Genomic DNA, 19,924 nt, shown 5'->3' with positions numbered 1-19,924 from the left:
ATGTTCGAGCTGTGGGCGCCGCAGGCGGCGTCGGTCGAGGTGGAGATCGACGGGACCCGGCACCCGATGCGGGCGGGGCGGGGCGGCTGGTGGACGGCCGAGGTGCCGGGGGCCGGACACGGCACGGACTACTGGTTCCGGCTGGACGGCGGCGACCGGCTGCCCGACCCGCGGACCCGCTGGCAGCCCGAGGGGATCTTCGGGCCGAGCCGCGTCTACGACCACGACCGGTTCGTGTGGAGCGACGAGCTGTGGACCGGCCGCACCCTGGCCGGCTCGGTCGTCTACGAGCTGCACATCGGCACTTTCACCCCGGCCGGGACGTTCGAGGCGGCGACCGAGAAGCTGGACCACCTGGCCGCGCTCGGCATCGGCTTCGTGGAGGTCATGCCGGTGCCGCCGGTCCCCGGCGGGCGCAACTGGGGGTACGACGGGGTGGACCTGTGGGCGGTGACCGACAACTACGGCGGTCCCGACGGGTTCAAGCGCTTCGTGGACGCCTGCCACCGCCGGGGGCTGGGGGTCATCCTCGACGTGGTCCACAACCACCTCGGCCCGTCGGGGAACTTCCTGGCCCCCTTCGGTCCCTACTTCCACTCCTCGGCCTCCTCCTTCTGGGGGCAGGCGGTCAACCTGGACGGTCCCGGCTCCGATGAGGTGCGCCGCTACTTCATCGGCAACGCGCTGCAGTGGCTGCGCGACTATCACCTCGACGGCCTGCGGCTGGACGCCGTGCACGCCCTGCACGACAGCCGGGCCCTGCACTTCCTGGAGGAGTTGGCCGTCGAGGCGGACAACCTGTCGGCCGCGCTGGGCCGGCCGCTGACGCTCATCGCCGAGTCCGACCTCAACGACCCGCGGCTGGTGACCCCCCGGGAGGCCGGCGGGTACGGCCTGGCCGCGGTCTGGAACGACGACGTGCACCACGCCCTGCACGCGGCGGTGACGGGGGAGCGGCACGGCTACTACGAGGACTTCGCCGCGACGCCGGCCGGCGCGCTGGCCAAGGTGCTGACCTCGGCCTACTACCACGACGGGACCTACTCCAGCTTCCGCGGGCGCGACCACGGCCGTCCGGCCCGGCACGTCCCCGGCCACCGGTTCGTCGTCTGCGCTCAGAACCACGACCAGATCGGCAACCGCGCCGAGGGGGACCGGATGGACCCCCAGGCCCTGCGGCTGGCGGCCGGGCTGCTGCTGACCTCGCCGTTCACCCCGATGTTGTTCATGGGCGAGGAGTGGGGGGCGCGCACGCCGTTCCTGTTCTTCACCGACCACGTCGAGCCGCACCTGCGCGAGGACGAGGCCGACCGGCGGCGCAGGGAGTTCGTCGGCTTCGGCTACGACGACTGGGCGCGCAAGGCGCCCGACCCGAGCGAGGAGACGACGTTCCTGCGGGCCAAGCTCGACTGGAGCGAACTGGAGCACGACGCCCACCGGGCCCATCTCGACTGGTACCGCGCGCTGATCGCGCTGCGCCGGCAGCACCCGGACCTGTCGGATCCGCGGCTGGACCGCGTCCGGGTGGAGCACGAGGACGCCTGGCTGGTGGTGCACCGGGGCGCCTTCCGGGTGGCGGCCAACCTCGGCCCGGCGCCGGTCACGCTGCAGACCCGGCCGGCCGAGATCGTGCTCGCCTCCGATCCCGGAGTGCACCTGAGCCCCGATCTCGTCCTGCCCCCGCGCTCCCTGGCCGTGCTCAGGGCCGCGGCCGGATGAGCGCCCGGCGGGCCGGGGCGGCTCAGCCGGGGACGTGGTTGCGCAGGCGGAGTTCTTCCGGGTAGGGCGCGAAGTAGGTCTGGTCGCTGACGTAGCCGGCGCCCTCTCCCTGGGCGTCGTGCATGATCAGGGCCACGGGCACGCTGAGGGACACCAGGCCGGCCTGGTAGGAGGAGATGACCTCCATCAGGTCGGCCCGCCGGGCGGGGTCCAGGGAGTCGCCGATCATCCCCATGCAGTGCTGGAGCACGTTGACGTGGCGGCCGATGCTCGCCTTGCGGCTGAAGGCCGTACGGAAGGCGGTGCTGTATTTGGCGGCCAGCTCCCGGCGGCTCAGCACGCCGGCGAGGGCGACGGCCCGGCCGGCCTCGTGGTAGGCGACGGGGTCGTGCGAGAGCAGCTGCATCTTGTGGCGGGTGTGGAAGGCGACCAGGTCGCGCGGGCTCCAGTCGCTCTCCAGGAACGCGCGCAGCCGCGCGTGGGCGAAGACGCGCTCGACGAAGGTCTCGCGCAGCAGCGCGTCGTTCAGCCGTCCCTCGTCCTCCACCGGCAGCAGCGGATGGGTGTCCATGACGCGGGCGGCGAACACGCCCCGGCTCCTGCGGTCGACGGCCGCGTCCCCGGCGTAGATCGGTATGCCGTGGATCCCGCAGCTGGGGCTCTTGGACTTGAAGACGTAACCGTCCACGTCGAGGGCGGCCGCCCGCTCGGTGGCCAGGAGCGCCATCGGGCCGGTGAGGTCGGCCCGCGTCTTCCTGGTGACCAGGCGGGGGCCGTCGGGCGAGCGTTCGAGGCGCAGGCTCTCGCGGGGGGCACCGAGACCGATCTCCATCTCCGGGCAGATCGGCACCCAGTCCACGTGCGGATCCAGTTCCCCGCTGAGGAACCGGTCGCGGCTGTGCCCGCCGTTGAAGCGCACCATCTCGCCGATCAGGCAGCTCGACACCGCGATCCTGGGCCTGACCTCGTGGTTCGTATGGGCTCTCATGTCGTGGTTCATACCGCTCAGACCGCCTTTCACGCCGCAGCCGGGGTGAGGAGATCCGACAGCCGGCGCAGGCCCCGGGCCGTGCGGGCCTTGACGGTGCCGAGCGGGACGCTCAGCCTCTCCGCGATCTCCCGCTGCGTCAGGTCGCCGTAGTAGGCCAGTTCGATGGCCTGGCGCTGCGGCGCGGGCAGCTCGGCCAGCGCCCGGCGGATCCGGTCGCGGTCGGCGAGGCCGTCGCCGTACGACCGCCCGTCGGCGCCCGGCGGGTCGGCGACCGCCTCCAGCGGCACGGTCGTCAGCCGGCGCACCCGCAGGTGGTCGACCGCGCGGTTGTGCGCGATGCCGAGCAGCCACGCAGGCAGGCTCCTGGCCGGGTCGAAGCGGTGACGGCAGCGCCACACCTCCGCGAAGACCACCTGTTGCAGGTCTTCCACGTCCTGGGCGGGCACGAAGCGGCGCAGGTAGGAGCGGATGAGGGCCGCGTGGGTGCGCAGGCACTCCACCAGGGCCATGTCGTCGCCGGCGGCCAGGCGCGCGTTCAAAGTGTCCGTGGTCATGATCTCCTCCTTCCCTGAAAACCTATTCAAAACTTATTCATACCCATTCGCGTCCAAGACCACAAGGCGATCGGGTTGATCAACTCAGGGCGGCGGAGATCCCGACGAGGGCGTCACGGAAGGAGGTGACGTGCGGGATCGACGGCGGCAGGTCCTCCGGCCACCATCCCGGCCCCCCCGCCACGATCCGGCTCGGCGGGCGGGACACGGGCAGTCTCGTCAGGGGACCGGGGTCGCCGGTCGCCGACTGCTGCGACCAGACGAAGACGACCGAGGGGCCGACCCGGCGCATCGCCTCGGCCAGGGCGGAGAACGGCGTGCGCGCGCCCAGGACGCGCGTCTCGACCCGCTGCCCGGTGGTCAGGGCCGCCGCCAGGGCGTAGACGGCCAGGCTGTGCTGCTCGTCCTCGGCGCAGGCAAGCAGGACCGGCCGGTCGTTGACCGGGACCTGCGGCGGCCTGACGAGCGGGATCAGCGCGGCCAGCACCCGGTCGGAGAACACGTGCTCGATCTCGATGGCGGCCCCGGTCTCGGCCTGGCGCCTGGAGATCGAGGCGAAGACCGGCAGCACCAGGTGCTCCCAGGTCCACTGGACCCCGTACCTGGCCAGCGCGGCGCCGATCCAGCCGGAGACGGTCCCGCTGTCCAGCGCGACCGCCGCGCGGGTCAGCATGGCCACCGTGGGAATCTCGGACGGAATCTCGGGCGGGACCTCGGGTGAGCCGGCCGCGGTGCCGGGCGAGGTCCCGGACGGCGCGTGCGGGCCGGGCCCGGCGGGCGGCTGCGGCGGGGGCGTCCCGTTCCCGGCGGCGGACCGGCCGGGGGCGGGCGCCGGCCGGGGCGCGGTGGCGATCTCCTCGGTGAAGCCGGGGCCCATGACCAGCTTGGCCGCGTCGGCGGCCGGGACACCGCTCCTGATCAGCCGGTTCATCTCCTCCAGGCGCCGCAGGTCACGGGAGTCGTAACGGCGGTGCCCGCCCGGGCTGCGGCGGCTCGGGCCGAGGCCGTAGCGCAGGTTCCAGGTGCGGAGCGTCGGGGCGGGCACGCCGAGCCGCCGGGCCACGGCGCCGATTCCGTATCCCGGTTCATCCTCGGTGGTCGGTCGCTCGTCCATCCGCTGCCGTTCTTCCTCCCGTCCCGGACCTCCACGGCGCCCCGGGCCGCGGCTCGCGGCAGTGGGGGCTCCCATTCTTTCGGAACCGATCCCATGGCGGATGCAACCATGGACCGTAAGCGTACGAAGACGGCTGGTGATGGACACCGTCATCGTCTTGTTCAACCGGGACCTGCGCGTGCACGACCACCCCGCGCTGGCCGCCGCGTGCGCCGGCGCGCGCCGGGTCGTCCCGCTCTTCGTGGTGGACCCGGCCCTGACGGGGAGCCCGCGCGGGGGCTTCCTGGTCGAGTGCCTTGCCGACCTGCGCGACTCGCTGCGCAGGCGGGGCGGGGATCTCGCGGTCCGCCGGGGGGACCCGGTGACGGAGACGGTACGGCTGGCGCGGGAGCTGTCGGCGCGGGCCGTCTACGTCAGCGCCGACGTCAGCGCGTTCGCCCGCGCCAGGGAACGGCGGCTGGCCGAGGAGTGCGCGCGGCACCGGATGGAGTTCCGCACCTTCCCCGGCGTGACCATCGTGCCGCCGGGGGCCCTGCGCCCCTCGGGCGGAGGCGACCACTACCGGATCTTCACTCCCTACCTCCGGTCCTGGTCGCGCACGGAGCGCCGGCGGGTGCTGCCGGCCCCGCGATGGGTCCCCGTGCCCGAGAACCTGCGATCGGGCTGGCCCGAAGGGACGTGGCGGGAGCGGGCCCGCGGGGAGGGGCACCCCCTGCTGACCGGAGGGGAGACGGTGGCGCGCAAGCGGATGTCGCAGTGGCTGAGGTGGTGCGTCGGGGACTACGCCGAGGGGCAGGACGACCTCGCCGGGAACCGCACCTCCAAGCTCAGCCCCTACCTGCGCTTCGGCTGCCTGTCGCCGCTGGAGCTGGAATCGCTGGCCGAGGACGGCGGGGAGTTCGTCAGGCAGCTGTGCTGGCGCGACTTCCACCACCAGGTGACCTTCGCCTTCCCCCGGATCAACCGGGACGACTACCGGTCGCGGGGGCTGCGCTGGCACGACGACGAACACGCCGCCCAGGCCTGGAAGGCGGGCATGACGGGGGTGCCGATCGTCGACGCGGGCATGCGGCAGCTGCGCGCCGAGGGCTGGATGCACAACCGGGCCCGCCTGATCACCTCCTCGTTCCTGGTCAAGTGGCTGAAGGTCGACTGGCGGGTGGGGGCCGCGCACTTCTGGGAGCTGCTGCTCGACGGCGACGTGGCCAACAACTACGGCAACTGGCAGTGGGTGGCGGGCACCGGCAACGACACCCGGCCCAACCGGGTCATCAACCCGATCAGGCAGGCCGTGCGCTTCGACCCCGACGGGGAGTACGTCCGCCGTTATCTTCCCGAGCTGGAGGCCGTCCCGGGCAGGGCGGTCCACCGGCCGTGGCGGCTGCCCTCGGCCGTCCACGGCTATCCCGGCCCGCTGGTCCCGCTCGACTGAGCCGAACCGCCGATTCTCTGGGGGTTACGGCGGTCTGGAACTGGGCGCGGATAATGTCCGCGATGCCGTCCATGGAGGCTTTTCGTCGGCTACGATCTGCGACAGGGTCGACCCAGGGTGACGGCGTCGGGGTGAGGTGGGCTGCATGAGCGAGCGGAATCCCTACGGTCTTGACGTCAACACGGCGAACGTCGCACGGATCTACGACTACATGCTCGGCGGCAAGGACAACTTCGCCGCCGACCGCGCCGCCGCCGAGCAGGTCCTGAAGGCCTTCCCCGAGTCGCGCGAGGGCGTCCGGCTCAACCGCCAGTACCTCGGCAACGCGGTGCACCACCTCGCGGCCCGGGAGGGCATCCGCCAGTTCGTCGACATCGGCGCCGGGCTGCCCACCCAGCAGAACGTGCACCAGGTCGCGGGCACGGTCGACCCCGAGGCCCGCACGGTCTACGTGGACAACGATTCGATCGTGTGCGTGCACGGCAGGGCGTTGCTCGCCCACGCCCCGACGGTCGCCATGGTGGAGGGCGACCTGCGCGACCCCGAGGACATCTGGGCCAAGGCCAAGGAGACCGGCCTGCTCGACCCGGAGGAGCCGGTCGCCGTGCTAATGGTCGCGCTCCTGCACTTCCTCGACGATCCCTATTCCGAGGTGGCCAAGCTGCGGGAGATGATGGCGCCCGGCAGCTTCCTGGTGATCACCCACATGTCGATGGCCGAGCGCCGGGCCAAGGACACCGACAAGGTGAAGGACGTCTACGCCCGGGCCAGCTCGGGGGTGTTCCCGCGGACGCCCGAGGAGATCAGGCTCTTCTTCGGCGACTTCGAGCTGCTGGACAACGACGCCTTCATCGCCCCCAACGCCCTGGAGCGCATGGCGATCCTGGGCTGGGGCGGGGTCGGCCGCAAGAAGGCCTGAGGACGGGAAGCTCTGAGCGCGGCAAGGCCCGTGGTGCGGGAGGCTGCGGTGCGGAGAGGCCCGTCGTGCGGCAGGAACGATTTGACCCTCCCGCACGTCGCACAGGTGTGACCTCCTACACCCCCATTGACGATGATCTGCGAACCGCCCGGGAGCGAGCCCGGCGGCTGGATCGACTGACCGCGCAGCACCGGGCCGTGGCCGTGCAGATCGAGGAGGCGGGCCGCCTCGTCGCCGACCTGGAGGCCCGGCTCGCCGAGGAGGAGGACGACGTCTCCCGGCTGGAGAAGGGCGGCTTCGCCGCCTTCCTGTCGGGGCTGGCCGGATCCCGGCAGGACAGGCTCGACCGGGAGCGGGCGGAGGCGGAGGTCGTACGGGAACGGCTGCGCGGGCAACGGACCCGGCTCCAGTGGCTGCAGTCGGACCTGGCGGCCCTGAGCGGCGGCCTGGCCGGGCTGGAGAACGCCAGGCAGGAGTTCGACATCCTGCTCGGGCACAAGGAGCGGCTGCTGGTGGGGTCGGACGACCCGCGCGGCCGCGAGCTCGTCGAGATCTCCCGGAACCTGGCCGACACCGCGGCGGACCTGCGCGAGCACGAGGAGGCCCGGCAGGCCGGGATCGAGGCCGGCCACGCGATCGGCCAGGTCCTGCGCTGCCTGGGCGGCGCACGCGGCGCCTCCACCTGGGACCTGATCGGCGGCGGCACCATCGCGGACATGATGGAGCACGGCCACCTGCGCCGGGCCGACGAGGCCACCTGGCACGCCCAGCAGGCGCTGGACGCCTTCGCCCGGGAGCTGGCCGACATCGGGACGCACGTCGCCCCGGCCATGCCCGAGGTGGACACCCGGTGGTTCGCCGACACCTTCTTCGACAACATCATCACCGACGCCATCAAGCACCAGCGGATCTCCCGCACCGGGGAGGCCGTCGCCGAGATGGGCCGGTGGGTCGGCGAGACGGTCGACGGCCTGGCCTCCCGCTCCGCCGAGCTGGCCGTACGGCGCGACCGCCTGGTCGCCCGCCGCGAGGAGATCCTCGCCGGCTGAACCGCGCACGACCGGCCGGAGCCTGCGAGAGCCCGGGGCCTGCGAGAGCCCGGGGCCTGCGAGAGCCCGGGGCCTGCGAGAGCCCGGAGCCGCGTGGCCGCCGGAGCGCGCGCACGCCCGGTCCCCGAGAGGCGGGAGCCGCCGGAACACGCACACGCCCGGTCCCCGAGGGGGGCCGGGCGTGTGCGCGTCACATGTCAGTGGTGGTGATCGTGGTCATGGTCGTGCCCGTGGTCGTCGTCCTCCTCGTCGGAGGGACCGTCGGAGGGCTCGACGCCCAGCACGGCCTCACGCGGCTCGACATGCTCGACGTGCTCGATCAGTCCCAGGACGTGGTCAGGCTCGATCAGCCACTGCAGGGCCGTGGCGCCGGTGTCGTCGGCGGAGACCATCTCCGCCTGCTCACGGCGCTCCTCGTCGTCGAGGTCGGCGTCGGGGTGCTCGATCTCCTTCAGCGCGGCGGCCTGGAGAGCGCCGAGGTCCCGCACCTCCACAGTCAGCTCGACCGTCAGACGGAGATAGCGTTCGGTGCTCGAATCATCGCTCATGGTCAATGATCCTAGTGCCCCGCGGCTCAGGGATCAGCCTACGGCAGTTTCCAGTCGACCGGGGTCGCGCCCTGCTTCTCCAGAAGCTGGTTGGCCCGGCTGAAGGGGCGGGAGCCGAAGAAGCCGCTGCGCGCCGACAGCGGGCTCGGGTGGGCCGACTCGACGGTCGGCGTGTCACCGAGCATCGGCACGAGGGAGCGGGCGTCGCGGCCCCACAGGATCGCGACCAGCGGCTTGTCGCGGGCCACGAGCGCCCTGATGGCCTGCTCGGTGACCTCCTCCCAGCCCTTGCCCCGGTGCGAGGCGGGCTTGCCCGGCATGACGGTGAGCACCCTGTTGAGCAGCAGCACGCCGTGCTCGGCCCACGGGGTCAGGTCGCCGTTGCCCGGCATCGGCAGGCCGAGGTCCTCGGTGAGCTCCTTGTAGATGTTGCGCAGACTGCCCGGGATGGGGCGCACGTCCGCGGCGACGGAGAAGCTCAGCCCGATCGGGTGCCCCGGCGTGGGGTAGGGGTCCTGCCCGACGATCAGCACCTTGACCTGGTCGAAGGGCTGCTTGAAAGCTCGGAGGACGTTGTCTCCCGCGGGGAGGTACTGCCTGCCCGCGGCGACCTCCTTGCGGAGGAAGTCGCCCATTTCGGCGATCTTGCCGGCGACGGGTTCCAGGGCCTCGGCCCACCCGGCTTCCACGATTTCGTTCAACGGACGTGCGGCCATGGTCGGAACCCTATCGGGCTCCGCCGACATTGCGGGGAGGTACGCATCACTCCGTGAAGCCCGATCCCATCGGGGATGGCGGAGGTCCGGTACGGCCCGCGCGGGCCGTACCGGGCCTGCCCCCTTATTTCACCGAGCCCGCCAGCATTCCCTGCACGAAGTAACGCTGGAAGGCGAAGAACAGGATCAACGGGATGATCAGCGACAGGAATGCTCCCGGCGCCAGGATGTCGACGTTGGTCCCGAACTGCCGCATCTGGGACTGCAGGGACTTGGTCATCGGCTGGTTCTCGGTGTTGGCGAAGACCAGGGCGACGAGCAGGTCGTTCCAGACCCAGAGGAACTGGAAGATCCCGAGCGAGGCGATCGCCGGCTTGGCCAGCGGGAACACCACGGTCGAGAAGATCCTCCACTCTCCCGCGCCGTCCATCCGCGCCGCCTCCAGCAACGAGGAGGGGATGCCCACGAAGAAGTTGCGGAGCAGGAAGATGGCGAAGGGGAGTCCGAATGAGACGTGGAAGAGCACCACGCCGGGGATCGAGCCGAAGATGCCGAGGAAGCCGTACAGCTGCGCGATCGGGATGAGGGCGATCTGGATCGGCACCACCAGCAGGGCGACGACCACCAGGAACAGCGCGTCCCTGCCGGGGAAGTCCATCCAGGCGAACGCGTAGGCCGCCATGGCCGCGACGCCGATCACCAGGATCGTCGTGGGCACCGTGATGAGCACGGTGTTCCAGAACGACGCGGTGAAGTCGGTGGCCAGCAGGTTGCTGTAGCTGGACAGGGTCAGCTCGGCCGGCTTGGTGAACACCGTCCACCAGCCGCTGGAGTTGTTGGCGGCCTCCTCGCGGATCGAGACCACGAACAGGCCGAGGGTGGGGACCAGCCAGAAGATGCCGATCAGCACGAGCAGCACCTGGAGCACGCCGCCGCCCACCCGGTCGACGATCCGGCCGAGGGTGCTGCGCGGCGGTGCGCCGAGAGTCGGGGCCGTCACTGGTTGTCCCTCCTGAACCGCCGGATGTTGAGGATCATGAAGGGCAGTACGAGGACCAGCAGGAAGATGGCCAGCGCGCTGCCCAGTCCCTGGTTCCCGCCGCCGCCGAAGGAGACCCGCCACATCTCCAGCGCGATCACGTTGGCGTTCGGCTGCACCGATCCCGGCGCGATGATGAAGACGAGGTCGAACACCTTCAGCGTGTTGATGATCATCGTGACGAACACGACGAGCAGCACCGGGGAGAGCAGCGGCACGGTGATCCGGCGGAACACCTGCCACTCGGTGGCGCCGTCGATGCGGGCGGCCTCCAGCGCGTCACGCGGGATGGCCGACAGCCCCGCCGCGATCAGCACCATGGCGAAGCCCGCCCACACCCAGATGAACGCGCCGATGATCGCCGGGGTGATCAGCGTCGGGCCGAGCCAGGTCAGGCCGTTGAAGGACGCCTCGAAGTTCGACTGCGGGAGCCGTACGATGTAGTCGCCCGGGGCGAGCCCGGTGATCCGGAAGGTCCCGTCGGCCTCGGTGGTGGCCTCCGCCTTGACCGCGCCGTTCTGCACCGCCTCGACGGTCATCCCCTCCAGGCCCTTCTCGGTGCCGTCCACCTGGTTGGGCTGCCCGCCGCCGCCCTGGGTGAAGTCCACCCACACGGTGCCGGTCAGCTCGCCCGGGGCCGGCTGGGCGGCCTTCGCCGTGGCGGCCGTGGCGAGGTCGGCGGGTTTGACGCCGACCAGGGGCAGGAGCGCGACCTGTCCCGGCTGGGAGGGCTGCTTGGTCACCACCGCGCGGCCCTCGGCGGCGGCGGGGGACTGGTCGCCTCCCCTGGCCCTGGCGTCCGGATATCCCTGACCGCCGCCGAACGCGCCCGAGACCGAGGCGATCACGGCGTTGGCCACGCCGCGGTCCGGGTCCTGCTCGTAGACCAGGCGGAAGATGACGCCGGAGGCCAGCAGCGAGACGGCCATGGGCATGAACACGATCAGCTTGAACGCGGTCGCCCAGCGGATCCGCTCGGTCATCACCGCGAAGATCAGGCCGATCGTGGTGACCAGCAGGGGGGCCACCACGACCCAGATCAGGTTGTTCCTGATGGTGGTCAGGGTCGAGGCGTCGGTGAAGATCGCCGCGTAGTTGTCCAGGCCGACGAACTCGGCCTCGTTCGCGCCGTAGAAGCTCCGGTAGACGGAGTAGAAGATCGGATAGAGCACCATCGCGCCGAGCAGGACCAGGCTCGGCAGCAGGAACATGATCGCCATCGTCGACGGCGGGCCCAGCCTGGAGCCCTTGGCCTGCGCCGGCGCGGCCTCCGGGGCGGCGGGCCCGGCGGTCGCGACCTCCGGCGCGGCCGGGGGGGTGATCGGGTCCTCCGAGCGGACGTCGGACAGCGCGGGGTGCACCCGCCCGTCGTCGGCGGATGCGTCGTTCGGTCCGGGGGAGGACCCGCGGGCGGCGTCGCCGCCGCGCGGGTCCTGCGGGCCGTCCAACCTGTCGGTCACGGCCTGTCCCCTTTACTTCCAGGCCTTCTCGGCCTCGGCCTCGAGCTGGCTCTGGATCTTCTTGATGTCGGACGGGTCGCGCAGGAAGTCCTGCAGGAGCTTCCACTCGCCCTTGCCGTCGGTGCCGCCGAAGGCGCTGGGCGCCAGGTCGGACATGTCGTAGCGGACCGTCTCACCGGCGGAAATGATCGTCTGGGCGAGCTGCTTGGTCAGGTCGCTCGGGTAGTTGTCGGGTGAGACGTTGCGGTTGGGCGAGAGGTAACCGGGGAGCTTGGCCCAGACCTCGCCGCCCTCCTTGGAGGCGAGGAACTCCAGCAGCGCCATGGCGCCCGGGGTCTCCTTCATCGCCACCGCGATGTCGCCGCCCAGCACGACCGGCGCGGTGTCACCGGCCTTGGGGAAGGGGAAGTACTTGGCCTCCTCGCCCAGCTTGGCGTCCGACTCCTCGGCCGTGGTGCCCACGAAGTCGGCCTCGATGACCATGGCCGCCTTGTCCTGGCCGTAGACCTGGGTCACGCAGGTCGGGAAGTCGGTCTGCAGGGCGCCGGAGCTGCCGCCGAGCATGAGCTCCTGCTTGCCGAAGATCTGCGCCATCTTCTCCAGCGCGGTGGTCACGCTGGGGTCGGTCCACGGGATCTCGTGCTTGGAGAGCTTGGTGTAGTTGTCCGGCCCGGCGGTGGACAGGTAGACGTTCTCGAACAGGTCGGTGAGCGTCCAGCCGGAGGCCCCGCACAGGGCGAACGGCGCGGTCCCGGAGTCGGCGACGGTCTGGGCGCTCGTGATGAGCTCGTCCCAGGTGGTGGTCGGCTGCACGCCGGCGTCGGTGAAGGCCTGGTCGCGGTACCAGACGAGCGACTTGTGGGCGGCCTTGACCAGCACGCCGTACGTCTGGCCGTCGGCCGAGCCCAGCTCCTTCCAGTACGGGGTGTAGTTCTCGTCGATCTGCTTGACCACCTCGGGGGTGAGCGGCTTGAGCGCGTCCTGGTCGGCGTACTGCTGGACCAGGCCGGGCTGGGGCAGGATCGCCACGTCCGGCGGGCTGCCGCCCTGGATCCGCGGGCCGAGGTAGGCGCCGGTGTCCTCACCGGTGGAGGAGTAGGTGACCTTGGCGCCGGTCTTGGCGGTGAAGGCGTCCAGCACCTTCTGGAAGTTCTCCTGCTCGGCCCCGGTCCACTTGGCGGCGACCTCGACGGTCTGGCCCTCCAGGGTCTTGGCCGCCGCCGGAGCGGAGGCGGTGCCGCTCGCCGCCCCGGGAGAGGGGCTCGCGGTCTCACCGCCGCCACCGCACGCGGCGAGGGCGATCGCGAGCCCCGCCGTTGTCACTATGGTCATGGTCTTACGCATGCGGAACAGACCTCCTGTGCTTGTCGGAACCCCGATGTTCTGACTGGCGAGGGGATGACGGCTCCCGTGGGGGATCGCCCCGGTCATGGAGCCCGGATGATCTCGTTGAGCTGGTTTCTCATGGAGGCGACGACGTCGCCGCTCGACTCCTCGAAGGGCGGGGTGAGCGCGTTGGAGACCGAACTGGCGATCGCCAGGCTCACCTGTTCGTAGTTGGCGGTGACCGGCCTCGGCTTGGCGGAGAGGATGCTCTCCTTGAGGACCGGCAGATAGGGAAAACGCTTGATCAGGGCGGGGTCGTCGTACAGCTCGGCCCACACGGGCGGGAACGAGCCGTCGGTGAGCACCCGCCGCTGGTTCTCCAGGCCGGTGAAGTAGCGGATGAACTCCAGCGCCGACCTCTGCTTCCTGGAATAGGCGCTGATGGCGAGGTTGAGCCCGCCCAGCGAGCTGGATCCGGGACCGTCGAGCCCGGGCAGCCGGGTGACCGCGAACTTCTCCGCGATCTCCGACTGGGTCGCCGGGCCGTAGGCGTGCGGCCAGTTGCGGGCGAAGGCCAGCCGCCCCTCCTGGAAGGCGAGCCGCGACTCCTCCTCCTTGTAGGAGAGCGACTCGGACGGGATCCACCCCTCCCGGAACCCGTCGACCAGGAAGTCGAGGCCGACCTTCGCCCGGCCGGAGTCCATGGTCACCTGCGTGCCGTCGGTGCTGAGGATCTGCCCGCCGCCCGCCGACTGCACGGCCTCGGCGAAGTTGACGGTCAGCCCCTCGTAGGCCAGGAACTGCCCGGCGTAGCCGCCGATGCCGTACCTGGCGTGCAGGGCGCGCGCCTGCTCGCGCAGCTGCGCCCAGGTCGTGGGCGGAGCGAAGCCCTCCTCGGCCAGCAGGTCCTTGCGGTAGTAGAGCAGCCCGGCGTTGCCGGTGTACGGCACCGCCCAGAGCTTGTCCCGGTAGACGGCGGTGGCCACCAGCGGCTGCAGGAACCGGTCGAGCGGGAACAGGCTGCGGTCCAGCGGCACGATCCAGCCGGCGTCGGCGAACTCCGCCGTCCAGACCACGTCCAGCCCCAGCACGTCGTAACGGTCGCTCTTGGCCTGGAGGTTGGCGACCATCTGCGCGCGCTGCTCGTCGGCGGCCTCGGGAAGCTCGAGCAGGGTGACCCGCTCGGCGGGATGATCCCGGTTCCACCGGTCGAGCAGCGGTTGCAGGTAGGAGGTCGTGTCGCGCCCGATCACCAGGGTGATGGGCCCGCTGCCGTCCGCCGGCCCGGCCGGGCCGGCGTCCGCCTCTCCCTCCGCCCCCGCCGAACATCCCGCCAGCGCGAGCGCGGCGAGAAGGGCGATGAGCGGACGGCGCACTCGTGACCTCCGGGTTTCGCGGTGGTTACATACGTGTTAGGTAGGGTGCATTCATGTTATGCACAGCGGTAATGTGACCGTCAACGGATAAGTCCGTAACGCTCACATAACGTGAGCACGAGGAGGAGGTGAGCGTGCGGCCGTTCCTGCTGGCGCTCCTCGCAAAGGAACCTGCCCACGGCTACGAGCTCAAACAGGCGCTTGAACAGATCTTTGGCAGTGCCTACCCCTCACCGAACATCGGGCAGATCTACGTGACGCTCGGCCGCCTCGAGAAGGACGGGCTGGTGCGCGCGGTGGACGTCGAACAGTCCAACCGGCCGAACAAGAAGGTCTACTATCTGACCGCCGCGGGCCGGGACGCCCTCGACGCCTGGGCGGAGGAGCCGGCGGAGGGCCCGCGGGTCCGCGACGAGTTCTTCATGAAGCTCGTGCTGGCCCCGATGACCGGCATCGCCGACCGGATGACGCTGATCAACCGCCAGCGCCGTCACTACATCGCGCTGATGCGCGACCTCAACGAGCTCTCCGAACGCACCGACCCGGCAGACCGCGTCGCGCTCCTGCTGATCGAGGGCGCCATGCTGCATCTGCAGGCGGATCTCGACTGGCTCGACCGTTGCCAGGAAGATTTGAGCTGAGCCCGTACGGCGCGCGGTCCGCGAGGAAATGGAGTGGTGAGCGACTCGTGAGCGCAGACCCGGTGGTCAACACCGTCAACCTCGTCAAGATCTACCAGAGCGGCGGGGTGCCGGTGCCCGCCGTGCGCGGGGTGGACCTGCGGGTGGAGGCGGGGGAGTTCGTCGCGATCATGGGTCCCTCGGGTTCGGGGAAGTCCACGCTGGTGCACATGCTCGGCGGCCTGGACGCCCGCACCAGCGGCGAGATCTGGCTGGACGGCCGGCGCGCCGACACTCTGGGCGAGAGCGCCTGGGCGCTGCTGCGCCGCCAGAAGATCGGCTTCGTCTTCCAGTTCTTCAACCTGATCGCCAACATGACCGTGGCCGACAACGTCGAGCTGCCCGCGCTGCTGGCCGGAGCCTCCCCCCGCGAGGCCCGCGAGCGCAGGGAGCACCTGCTGGGCGCGCTCGGACTGACCGGCCGCGCCGACGCCGCCCCCGCCCAGCTCGCCGGCGGCGAGCAGCAGCGGGTCGCGCTGGCCCGGGCCCTGGCCAACAAGCCCAGCCTGCTGCTGGCCGACGAGCCCACCGGCAACCTCGACAGCCGCAACACCCGCGACGTGCTGAAACTGCTGACCGACGTGCACCGCGACGGGCAGACGATCATCCTGGTCACCCACGACGCCCGGGTGGCCAGCCTCGCCGACCGGGTGGTCTCCCTGCTCGACGGCCAGATCGTCGACGACGGCGCCGTCGGGACCTTCCGCCGCCGCCCCAAGGGCACCGCCGGCGACGTGGTCGAGCTGCGGGGATGACGGTGAGCACGTTCCGGGCGTCGGCCCGGTGGATCAGGGCCGACCTGCGGGCCCGGCGCGGTCAGGCCGCCCTCACGATCCTGGCCGTGGCCGGGATCGTCACCGCGCTGATCACCTCGGCGACCCTGCTGGAGGACGGGACAAACCCCTGGAGAGGGCTGTTCGCGCAGACCAGGGGCGCGCACGTGTGGATCCACACCAAGGACGCGCCGGACGTGGCGGCCCTGTCGCGGCTGCCCGGCGTGGAGCAGGTGGCGGGGCCGTACCGGACGGCGCCCGTGACGCTCGCGATGGGCGGCAAGAAGTCGCCGGTCGCGCTGCGCGAGGCGACCGCGCAGCCGCCCCGGGTGGCCGCGCCGCTGGTCGACGGGGGCCGCTGGCTGCGTCCCGCCGACGCCGCCGGCGTGGTCGTCGAGCGATCCTTCGCCGAGGCGCTGGACCTGCGGGTCGGCGGGCCGTTCACGGTCACCGCCCTCAACGGCGCCTCCCACGCCCTGGTCGTGGTCGGGCTCGCCGAGACCGCCGACCAGGGCTTCTATCCCGAGTGGACCCCCGGCCTGGCCTGGGTGCTGCCGCAGACCCTCGCCGGGATCGAGCCCGCGCTGGGCCGCAGCGAGTCGGTCACCGGGCTGCGGCTGGCCGACGGGGAGGACACGCTGCCGGTCGTGCACGGCGCGGTCACCCTGCTGGACGAGCAGATCCAGCGCATGTCCACCTGGCGCGAGGTGCGCGCGTCCATGGAGCTGGACAACCGGCTGCTCGGGCTGCTGCTGGCGCTGTTCGGCACCGCCGGGCTGGTCGCCGCCGCGCTGGCCACCGCCAACGCGGTGGGCGGCCGGGTGCTCACCCAGACGCGCGACATCGCCACCCTGAAGTCCCTCGGCTACACGCGGGGCCAGGTCTTCGCCGTGCTGGTGGCCGAGCACGGCGCGCTCGGGCTGCTGGGGATCGGCCTCGGGACGGTCTGCGGCCTGCTCGTGACGACCCTCGCGCTGGACGGCCTGTCCGTGCTGCCGCTCTCCCCGGTCCCGCTGCTCGCGATCGTCGCGGGCACCGCCGCGGTGGTGCTGGTGGCGGTGGCCCTGCCGGCCTGGCGCGGCGGGCGCACCCCGCCCATCCCCGCCGCCCCGGCCGCGCCGCCCCGCGGCCGGCTGTCGCGGGTGGCCCGGCTCGCGCTCCTGGTACGGCTCCCGCCCGCCCTCGTCCTGGGCACGCGGGACGCCTTCACCCGCAGGACGCCCGCCTTCCTGAGCATCGTCGGCCTCGCCGTGCCGATGATGATGATCACCATCGGCCTCGGCTGCTGGGCGACCCTCGACGACTTCCTGCGCCATCCCGAGCAGGTCGGCCAGGCCGCCGCCCTCACCGTGCACCCCGACGGGCTGCCCGCCGAGGACGCCGCCCGCCTCGCCCGGGCCGACCCGGACGTGCTGGCGGTCTATCCGGGCAGCGAGGTCTCCGCGCTGGAGCCCGAGCAGACCAGGAGCGTTCTGGCCCGCGCGCTGGGCACCTCCGCCGAGCCGTACCCCTTCTCGGTCGTGGAGGGGCGGATGTTCGCCGCGCGGGGGGAGGCCGTCGCCGGGCAGGGGCTGCTCGACCTGCTGGGCGCGGAGATCGGCGACCGGGTCCGGATGACGGTCGGCGGCACGCCGCTGATCGTGCACATCGTGGGCCGGGTGGTCGAGCCCGACCACGACGGGCAGGTGCTCTCCCTGGGGATGGACAGCCTGGCGGCCAAGGACACGGTGCCGCCCCAGTTCTACGGCCTGGTGCTCAAGAAGGGCGCCGACCCCGAGGCGGTCGGGGCCCGGCTGCTGGCGGCCTCCGGCGAGGCGCTGGAGGTACGGCGGGCGGTCAACCCGGCCGAGCGGCTCGCGGTCATCCGGGTGGTGATCGTGGCGCTGACCGTCGTGCTGGCGCTGCTGGGCCTGACCAACCTGCTCACCGCCAGGTCCCTGGGCCTGCGCGACCACGCGTTCGACCTGGCGGTGCTCAAGGCCATGGGCCTGACGCCGGGGCAGGTGGCCGCCACCCTGGTCACCGGCACCGGGCTGCTGGTGGTGCTGGGCGTGGTGGCGGGGACGGCCGCCGGCGCCTCGGTGGTCGGCGGCCTGATCGACCTGCAGGGCCACACGAGCGGGGTGGGGGCGGGCATCGGCCGCACCCCCTCCGCGCTGACCCTGGTGGTCACCGCCTGCACCGCGATCGGGGCGGCCCTGCTGGTGACGTCCGTACCGGCGCGCAGGGCCGCCCGCGCTCAGGTCCCGGTCACCGCGCGGTGAGCTGGAACCAGTAGAAACCGTGACCCGGCAGGGTCAGCAGGTACGGCAGGTCGCCGACGACGGGGAAGGGCACCCCGCCGCGCGCCTCGACCGGCGTCATGCCCTTGTAGCGGCGCAGGTCGAGCTGGACCGGCTGCGGGTGCCCCGACAGGTTGTTGACGCACAGCATCACGTCGTCGCCGTCCTCGCGGACGAAGGTCAGCACCGCGGGGTTGTCCGACCACAGCTCGATGTAGGCGCCGGTGCCGAAGACCGGGTGCCGCCGGCGGATCTTCAGCATCCTGCGGGTGAAGTGCAGCAGCGACGACTCGTTCTTCTGCTGGGCCTCGACGTTGACCGCCTGGAAGCCGTAGATCGGGTCCATGACGGCCGGCAGGTAGAGGCGGCCCGGGTCGGCGGTGGAGAACCCGGCGTTGCGGTCGGGGCTCCACTGCATCGGGGTGCGGACCGCGTCGCGGTCCTCCAGCCAGATGTTGTCGCCCATGCCGATCTCGTCGCCGTAGTACATGACCGGGGAGCCCGGCAGCGACAGCAACAGCGCGGTGAACAGCTCGATCCGGTCGCGGTCGTTGTCCAGCAGCGGGGCCAGGCGGCGCCGGATGCCCAGGTAGGCCCGCATGCGCGGGTCCTTGGCGTACTCGGCGTGCATGTAGTCGCGCTCGTCGTCGGTGACCGTCTCCAGGGTCAGCTCGTCGTGGTTGCGCAGGAAGATGCCCCACTGGGCGCTGTCGGGCAGCTTCGGGGTCCGCGACATGATCTCCGAGATCGGCTCGCGGCTGCCGCGCCGTACCGCCATGAAGATGCGCGGCATGAGCGGGAAGTGGAAGGCCATGTGGCACTCGTCGCCGCCCACGGCCGGGTCGCCGAAGTACGCCACCACGTCCTCGGGCCAGCCGTTGGCCTCGGCCAGCAGCACCCGGTCCGGGTAGAGCCGGTCCACCTCGGCGCGGACCTTGCGCAGGTAGGCGTGCGTCTCCGGCAGGCCGGAGCAGGCGGTGCCCTCACGCTCGAACAGGTACGGCACCGCGTCCAGGCGGAAGCCGTCGATGCCCAGGTCCAGCCAGAAGCGCAGCACCTCCAGCATGGCCTCCTGAACCGCGGGGTTGTCGTAGTTCAGGTCCGGCTGGTGGTGGAAGAAACGGTGCCAGTAGTACTGCTTGCGGACCGGGTCGTAGGTCCAGTTCGACTCCTCGGCGCCGACGAAGATGATCGGCGCGTCGGGATAGCGGGACGGGTCGTCCCCCCAGACGTAGAAGTCGCCGTAGGGCCCCTCGGGGTCGTGCCGGGAGGCCTGGAACCACGGGTGCCGGTCGCTGGTGTGGTTCATCACCAGGTCGGTGATGACGCGCATGCCCCGCCGGTGGGCCTGCTCGACCAGTTCCACGAAGTCCGCCAGGTCCCCGAAGTCCGGCAGGATCTTCATGTAGTCCGAGATGTCGTAGCCGCCGTCGCGCAGCGGCGACTCGTACAGCGGCAGCAGCCACAGGCAGTCGACACCGAGCCACTGCAGATAGTCGAGCCTGTCGATGAGGCCGCGCAGGTCGCCCGTGCCGTCGCCGTTGGAGTCCTTGAACCCCCGGACCAGCACCTCGTAGAAGACGGCGCGCTTGTACCACTGGGGGTCCGCCGAGACGAAGTCCTCGGGGACCGACTCGGGGCGGGGGGATGTGTTCATCATTCTCGCTCACGATGAGAAAAAGGGCAGGACGAAGTCACCGGGTGCCCCGGCTCATGATGTTTGGTGACCGCGCTGGCGGGAGCCGTCATCCCCACGTGCTCCCCGCCCCCGGCCGGACCGAATTCGTGGTTCGGGCCGACCGTTCTGGCGCTTTCTGGGGCGAACACTACCAGTCGCCCGCATACCGGGAAGGCCGTTCAGCAGGACTTCTCGTGCCCGGGGAACGGAATCCGCAAGATCCCCCTGGTGTTACGCGTAATCGCTCCCTCATATCCAGTTCATACGC

General features: G+C 71.5%; 17 protein-coding genes. 7 read left to right on the top strand and 10 right to left on the bottom strand.

What is annotated here, in order from left to right:
* Positions 1-1,719 carry a malto-oligosyltrehalose trehalohydrolase gene (gene treZ, locus Pta02_RS16495; protein ID WP_203875708.1) on the top strand — a complete coding sequence of 573 codons (1,719 nt, stop codon included), beginning with the start codon at positions 1-3 and terminating at the stop codon, positions 1,717-1,719.
* Between the two features lie 22 nt (positions 1,720-1,741).
* On the opposite strand, the gene Pta02_RS16490 is transcribed toward treZ, so the two are convergent.
* From Pta02_RS16490 to Pta02_RS16480, 3 genes are all read right to left on the bottom strand, one after another.
* On the bottom strand, positions 1,742-2,707 hold the full coding sequence (locus tag Pta02_RS16490) for a YbgA family protein (protein WP_203875707.1): 966 nt from the start codon (positions 2,705-2,707) through the stop codon (positions 1,742-1,744).
* Between the two features lie 29 nt (positions 2,708-2,736).
* The gene (locus Pta02_RS16485) at positions 2,737-3,264 is read right to left on the bottom strand and encodes an RNA polymerase sigma factor (RefSeq protein ID WP_203875706.1); all 528 of its coding nucleotides are present in this window, start codon (positions 3,262-3,264) and stop codon (positions 2,737-2,739) included.
* Between the two features lie 79 nt (positions 3,265-3,343).
* Positions 3,344-4,378 carry a MerR family transcriptional regulator gene (locus Pta02_RS16480; RefSeq protein WP_203875705.1) on the bottom strand — a complete coding sequence of 345 codons (1,035 nt, stop codon included), beginning with the start codon at positions 4,376-4,378 and terminating at the stop codon, positions 3,344-3,346.
* Between the two features lie 139 nt (positions 4,379-4,517).
* Here Pta02_RS16480 and Pta02_RS16475 point away from each other — a divergent pair, with 139 nt between their 5' ends.
* The 3 genes from Pta02_RS16475 to Pta02_RS16465 all read left to right on the top strand — a co-directional run bounded on the left by Pta02_RS16475 (position 4,518) and on the right by Pta02_RS16465 (position 7,778).
* Positions 4,518-5,810 carry a cryptochrome/photolyase family protein gene (locus Pta02_RS16475; RefSeq protein WP_203875719.1) on the top strand — a complete coding sequence of 431 codons (1,293 nt, stop codon included), beginning with the start codon at positions 4,518-4,520 and terminating at the stop codon, positions 5,808-5,810.
* Positions 5,811-5,955: 145 nt separating this feature from the next.
* Positions 5,956-6,729 carry an SAM-dependent methyltransferase gene (locus tag Pta02_RS16470; protein WP_203875704.1) on the top strand — a complete coding sequence of 258 codons (774 nt, stop codon included), beginning with the start codon at positions 5,956-5,958 and terminating at the stop codon, positions 6,727-6,729.
* 197 nt (positions 6,730-6,926) lie between these two features.
* Complete coding sequence (locus Pta02_RS16465; RefSeq protein ID WP_203875703.1) at positions 6,927-7,778, top strand: hypothetical protein; 852 nt, start codon at positions 6,927-6,929, stop codon at positions 7,776-7,778.
* A gap of 197 nt (positions 7,779-7,975) precedes the next feature.
* Here Pta02_RS16465 and Pta02_RS16460 read toward each other — a convergent pair whose 3' ends face one another.
* The 6 genes from Pta02_RS16460 to Pta02_RS16435 form a co-directional block, all read right to left on the bottom strand.
* Positions 7,976-8,326 carry a hypothetical protein gene (locus Pta02_RS16460; protein ID WP_203875702.1) on the bottom strand — a complete coding sequence of 117 codons (351 nt, stop codon included), beginning with the start codon at positions 8,324-8,326 and terminating at the stop codon, positions 7,976-7,978.
* A 38-nt stretch (positions 8,327-8,364) separates the two neighbouring features.
* A complete protein-coding gene (locus tag Pta02_RS16455) occupies positions 8,365-9,042 on the bottom strand; it encodes a uracil-DNA glycosylase (protein ID WP_203875701.1) in 678 nt (225 codons plus the stop codon).
* Positions 9,043-9,166: 124 nt separating this feature from the next.
* Positions 9,167-10,042, bottom strand: a complete 876-nt coding sequence (locus Pta02_RS16450; protein WP_203875700.1) for a carbohydrate ABC transporter permease — start codon at positions 10,040-10,042, stop codon at positions 9,167-9,169.
* A complete protein-coding gene (locus Pta02_RS16445; RefSeq protein ID WP_373872388.1) occupies positions 10,039-11,541 on the bottom strand; it encodes an ABC transporter permease in 1,503 nt (500 codons plus the stop codon). The genes Pta02_RS16450 and Pta02_RS16445 overlap by 4 nt, the downstream gene beginning before the upstream one ends.
* A 12-nt stretch (positions 11,542-11,553) precedes the next feature.
* The gene (locus Pta02_RS16440; RefSeq protein ID WP_373872387.1) at positions 11,554-12,873 is read right to left on the bottom strand and encodes an ABC transporter substrate-binding protein; all 1,320 of its coding nucleotides are present in this window, start codon (positions 12,871-12,873) and stop codon (positions 11,554-11,556) included.
* A 95-nt stretch (positions 12,874-12,968) separates the two neighbouring features.
* A complete protein-coding gene (locus tag Pta02_RS16435) occupies positions 12,969-14,243 on the bottom strand; it encodes an ABC transporter substrate-binding protein (RefSeq protein WP_203875698.1) in 1,275 nt (424 codons plus the stop codon).
* A gap of 134 nt (positions 14,244-14,377) precedes the next feature.
* Here Pta02_RS16435 and Pta02_RS16430 point away from each other — a divergent pair, with 134 nt between their 5' ends.
* The 3 genes from Pta02_RS16430 to Pta02_RS16420 are packed head-to-tail and all read left to right on the top strand — an operon-like array spanning position 14,378 to position 17,960.
* Positions 14,378-14,884, top strand: a complete 507-nt coding sequence (locus Pta02_RS16430; protein ID WP_203875697.1) for a PadR family transcriptional regulator — start codon at positions 14,378-14,380, stop codon at positions 14,882-14,884.
* Positions 14,885-14,931: 47 nt separating this feature from the next.
* Positions 14,932-15,678, top strand: a complete 747-nt coding sequence (locus Pta02_RS16425) for an ABC transporter ATP-binding protein (protein ID WP_203875696.1) — start codon at positions 14,932-14,934, stop codon at positions 15,676-15,678.
* A gap of 2 nt (positions 15,679-15,680) precedes the next feature.
* A complete protein-coding gene (locus Pta02_RS16420) occupies positions 15,681-17,960 on the top strand; it encodes an FtsX-like permease family protein (RefSeq protein ID WP_203875695.1) in 2,280 nt (759 codons plus the stop codon).
* Here Pta02_RS16420 and treS read toward each other — a convergent pair.
* Positions 17,947-19,635, bottom strand: coding sequence for a maltose alpha-D-glucosyltransferase (gene treS, locus Pta02_RS16415; RefSeq protein WP_203875717.1), 1,689 nt, complete (start codon positions 19,633-19,635; stop codon positions 17,947-17,949). The two genes, Pta02_RS16420 and treS, sit on opposite strands and share 14 nt — an antisense overlap.
* Positions 19,636-19,924: the final 289 nt, after the last annotated feature.

This window comes from Paraplanobispora takensis (genome assembly GCF_016863195.1).
In the GTDB taxonomy this organism is placed as follows: Bacteria; Actinomycetota; Actinomycetes; order Streptosporangiales; family Streptosporangiaceae; genus Planobispora; species Planobispora takensis.
This window is presented reverse-complemented; position numbering and strand designations above follow the sequence as displayed.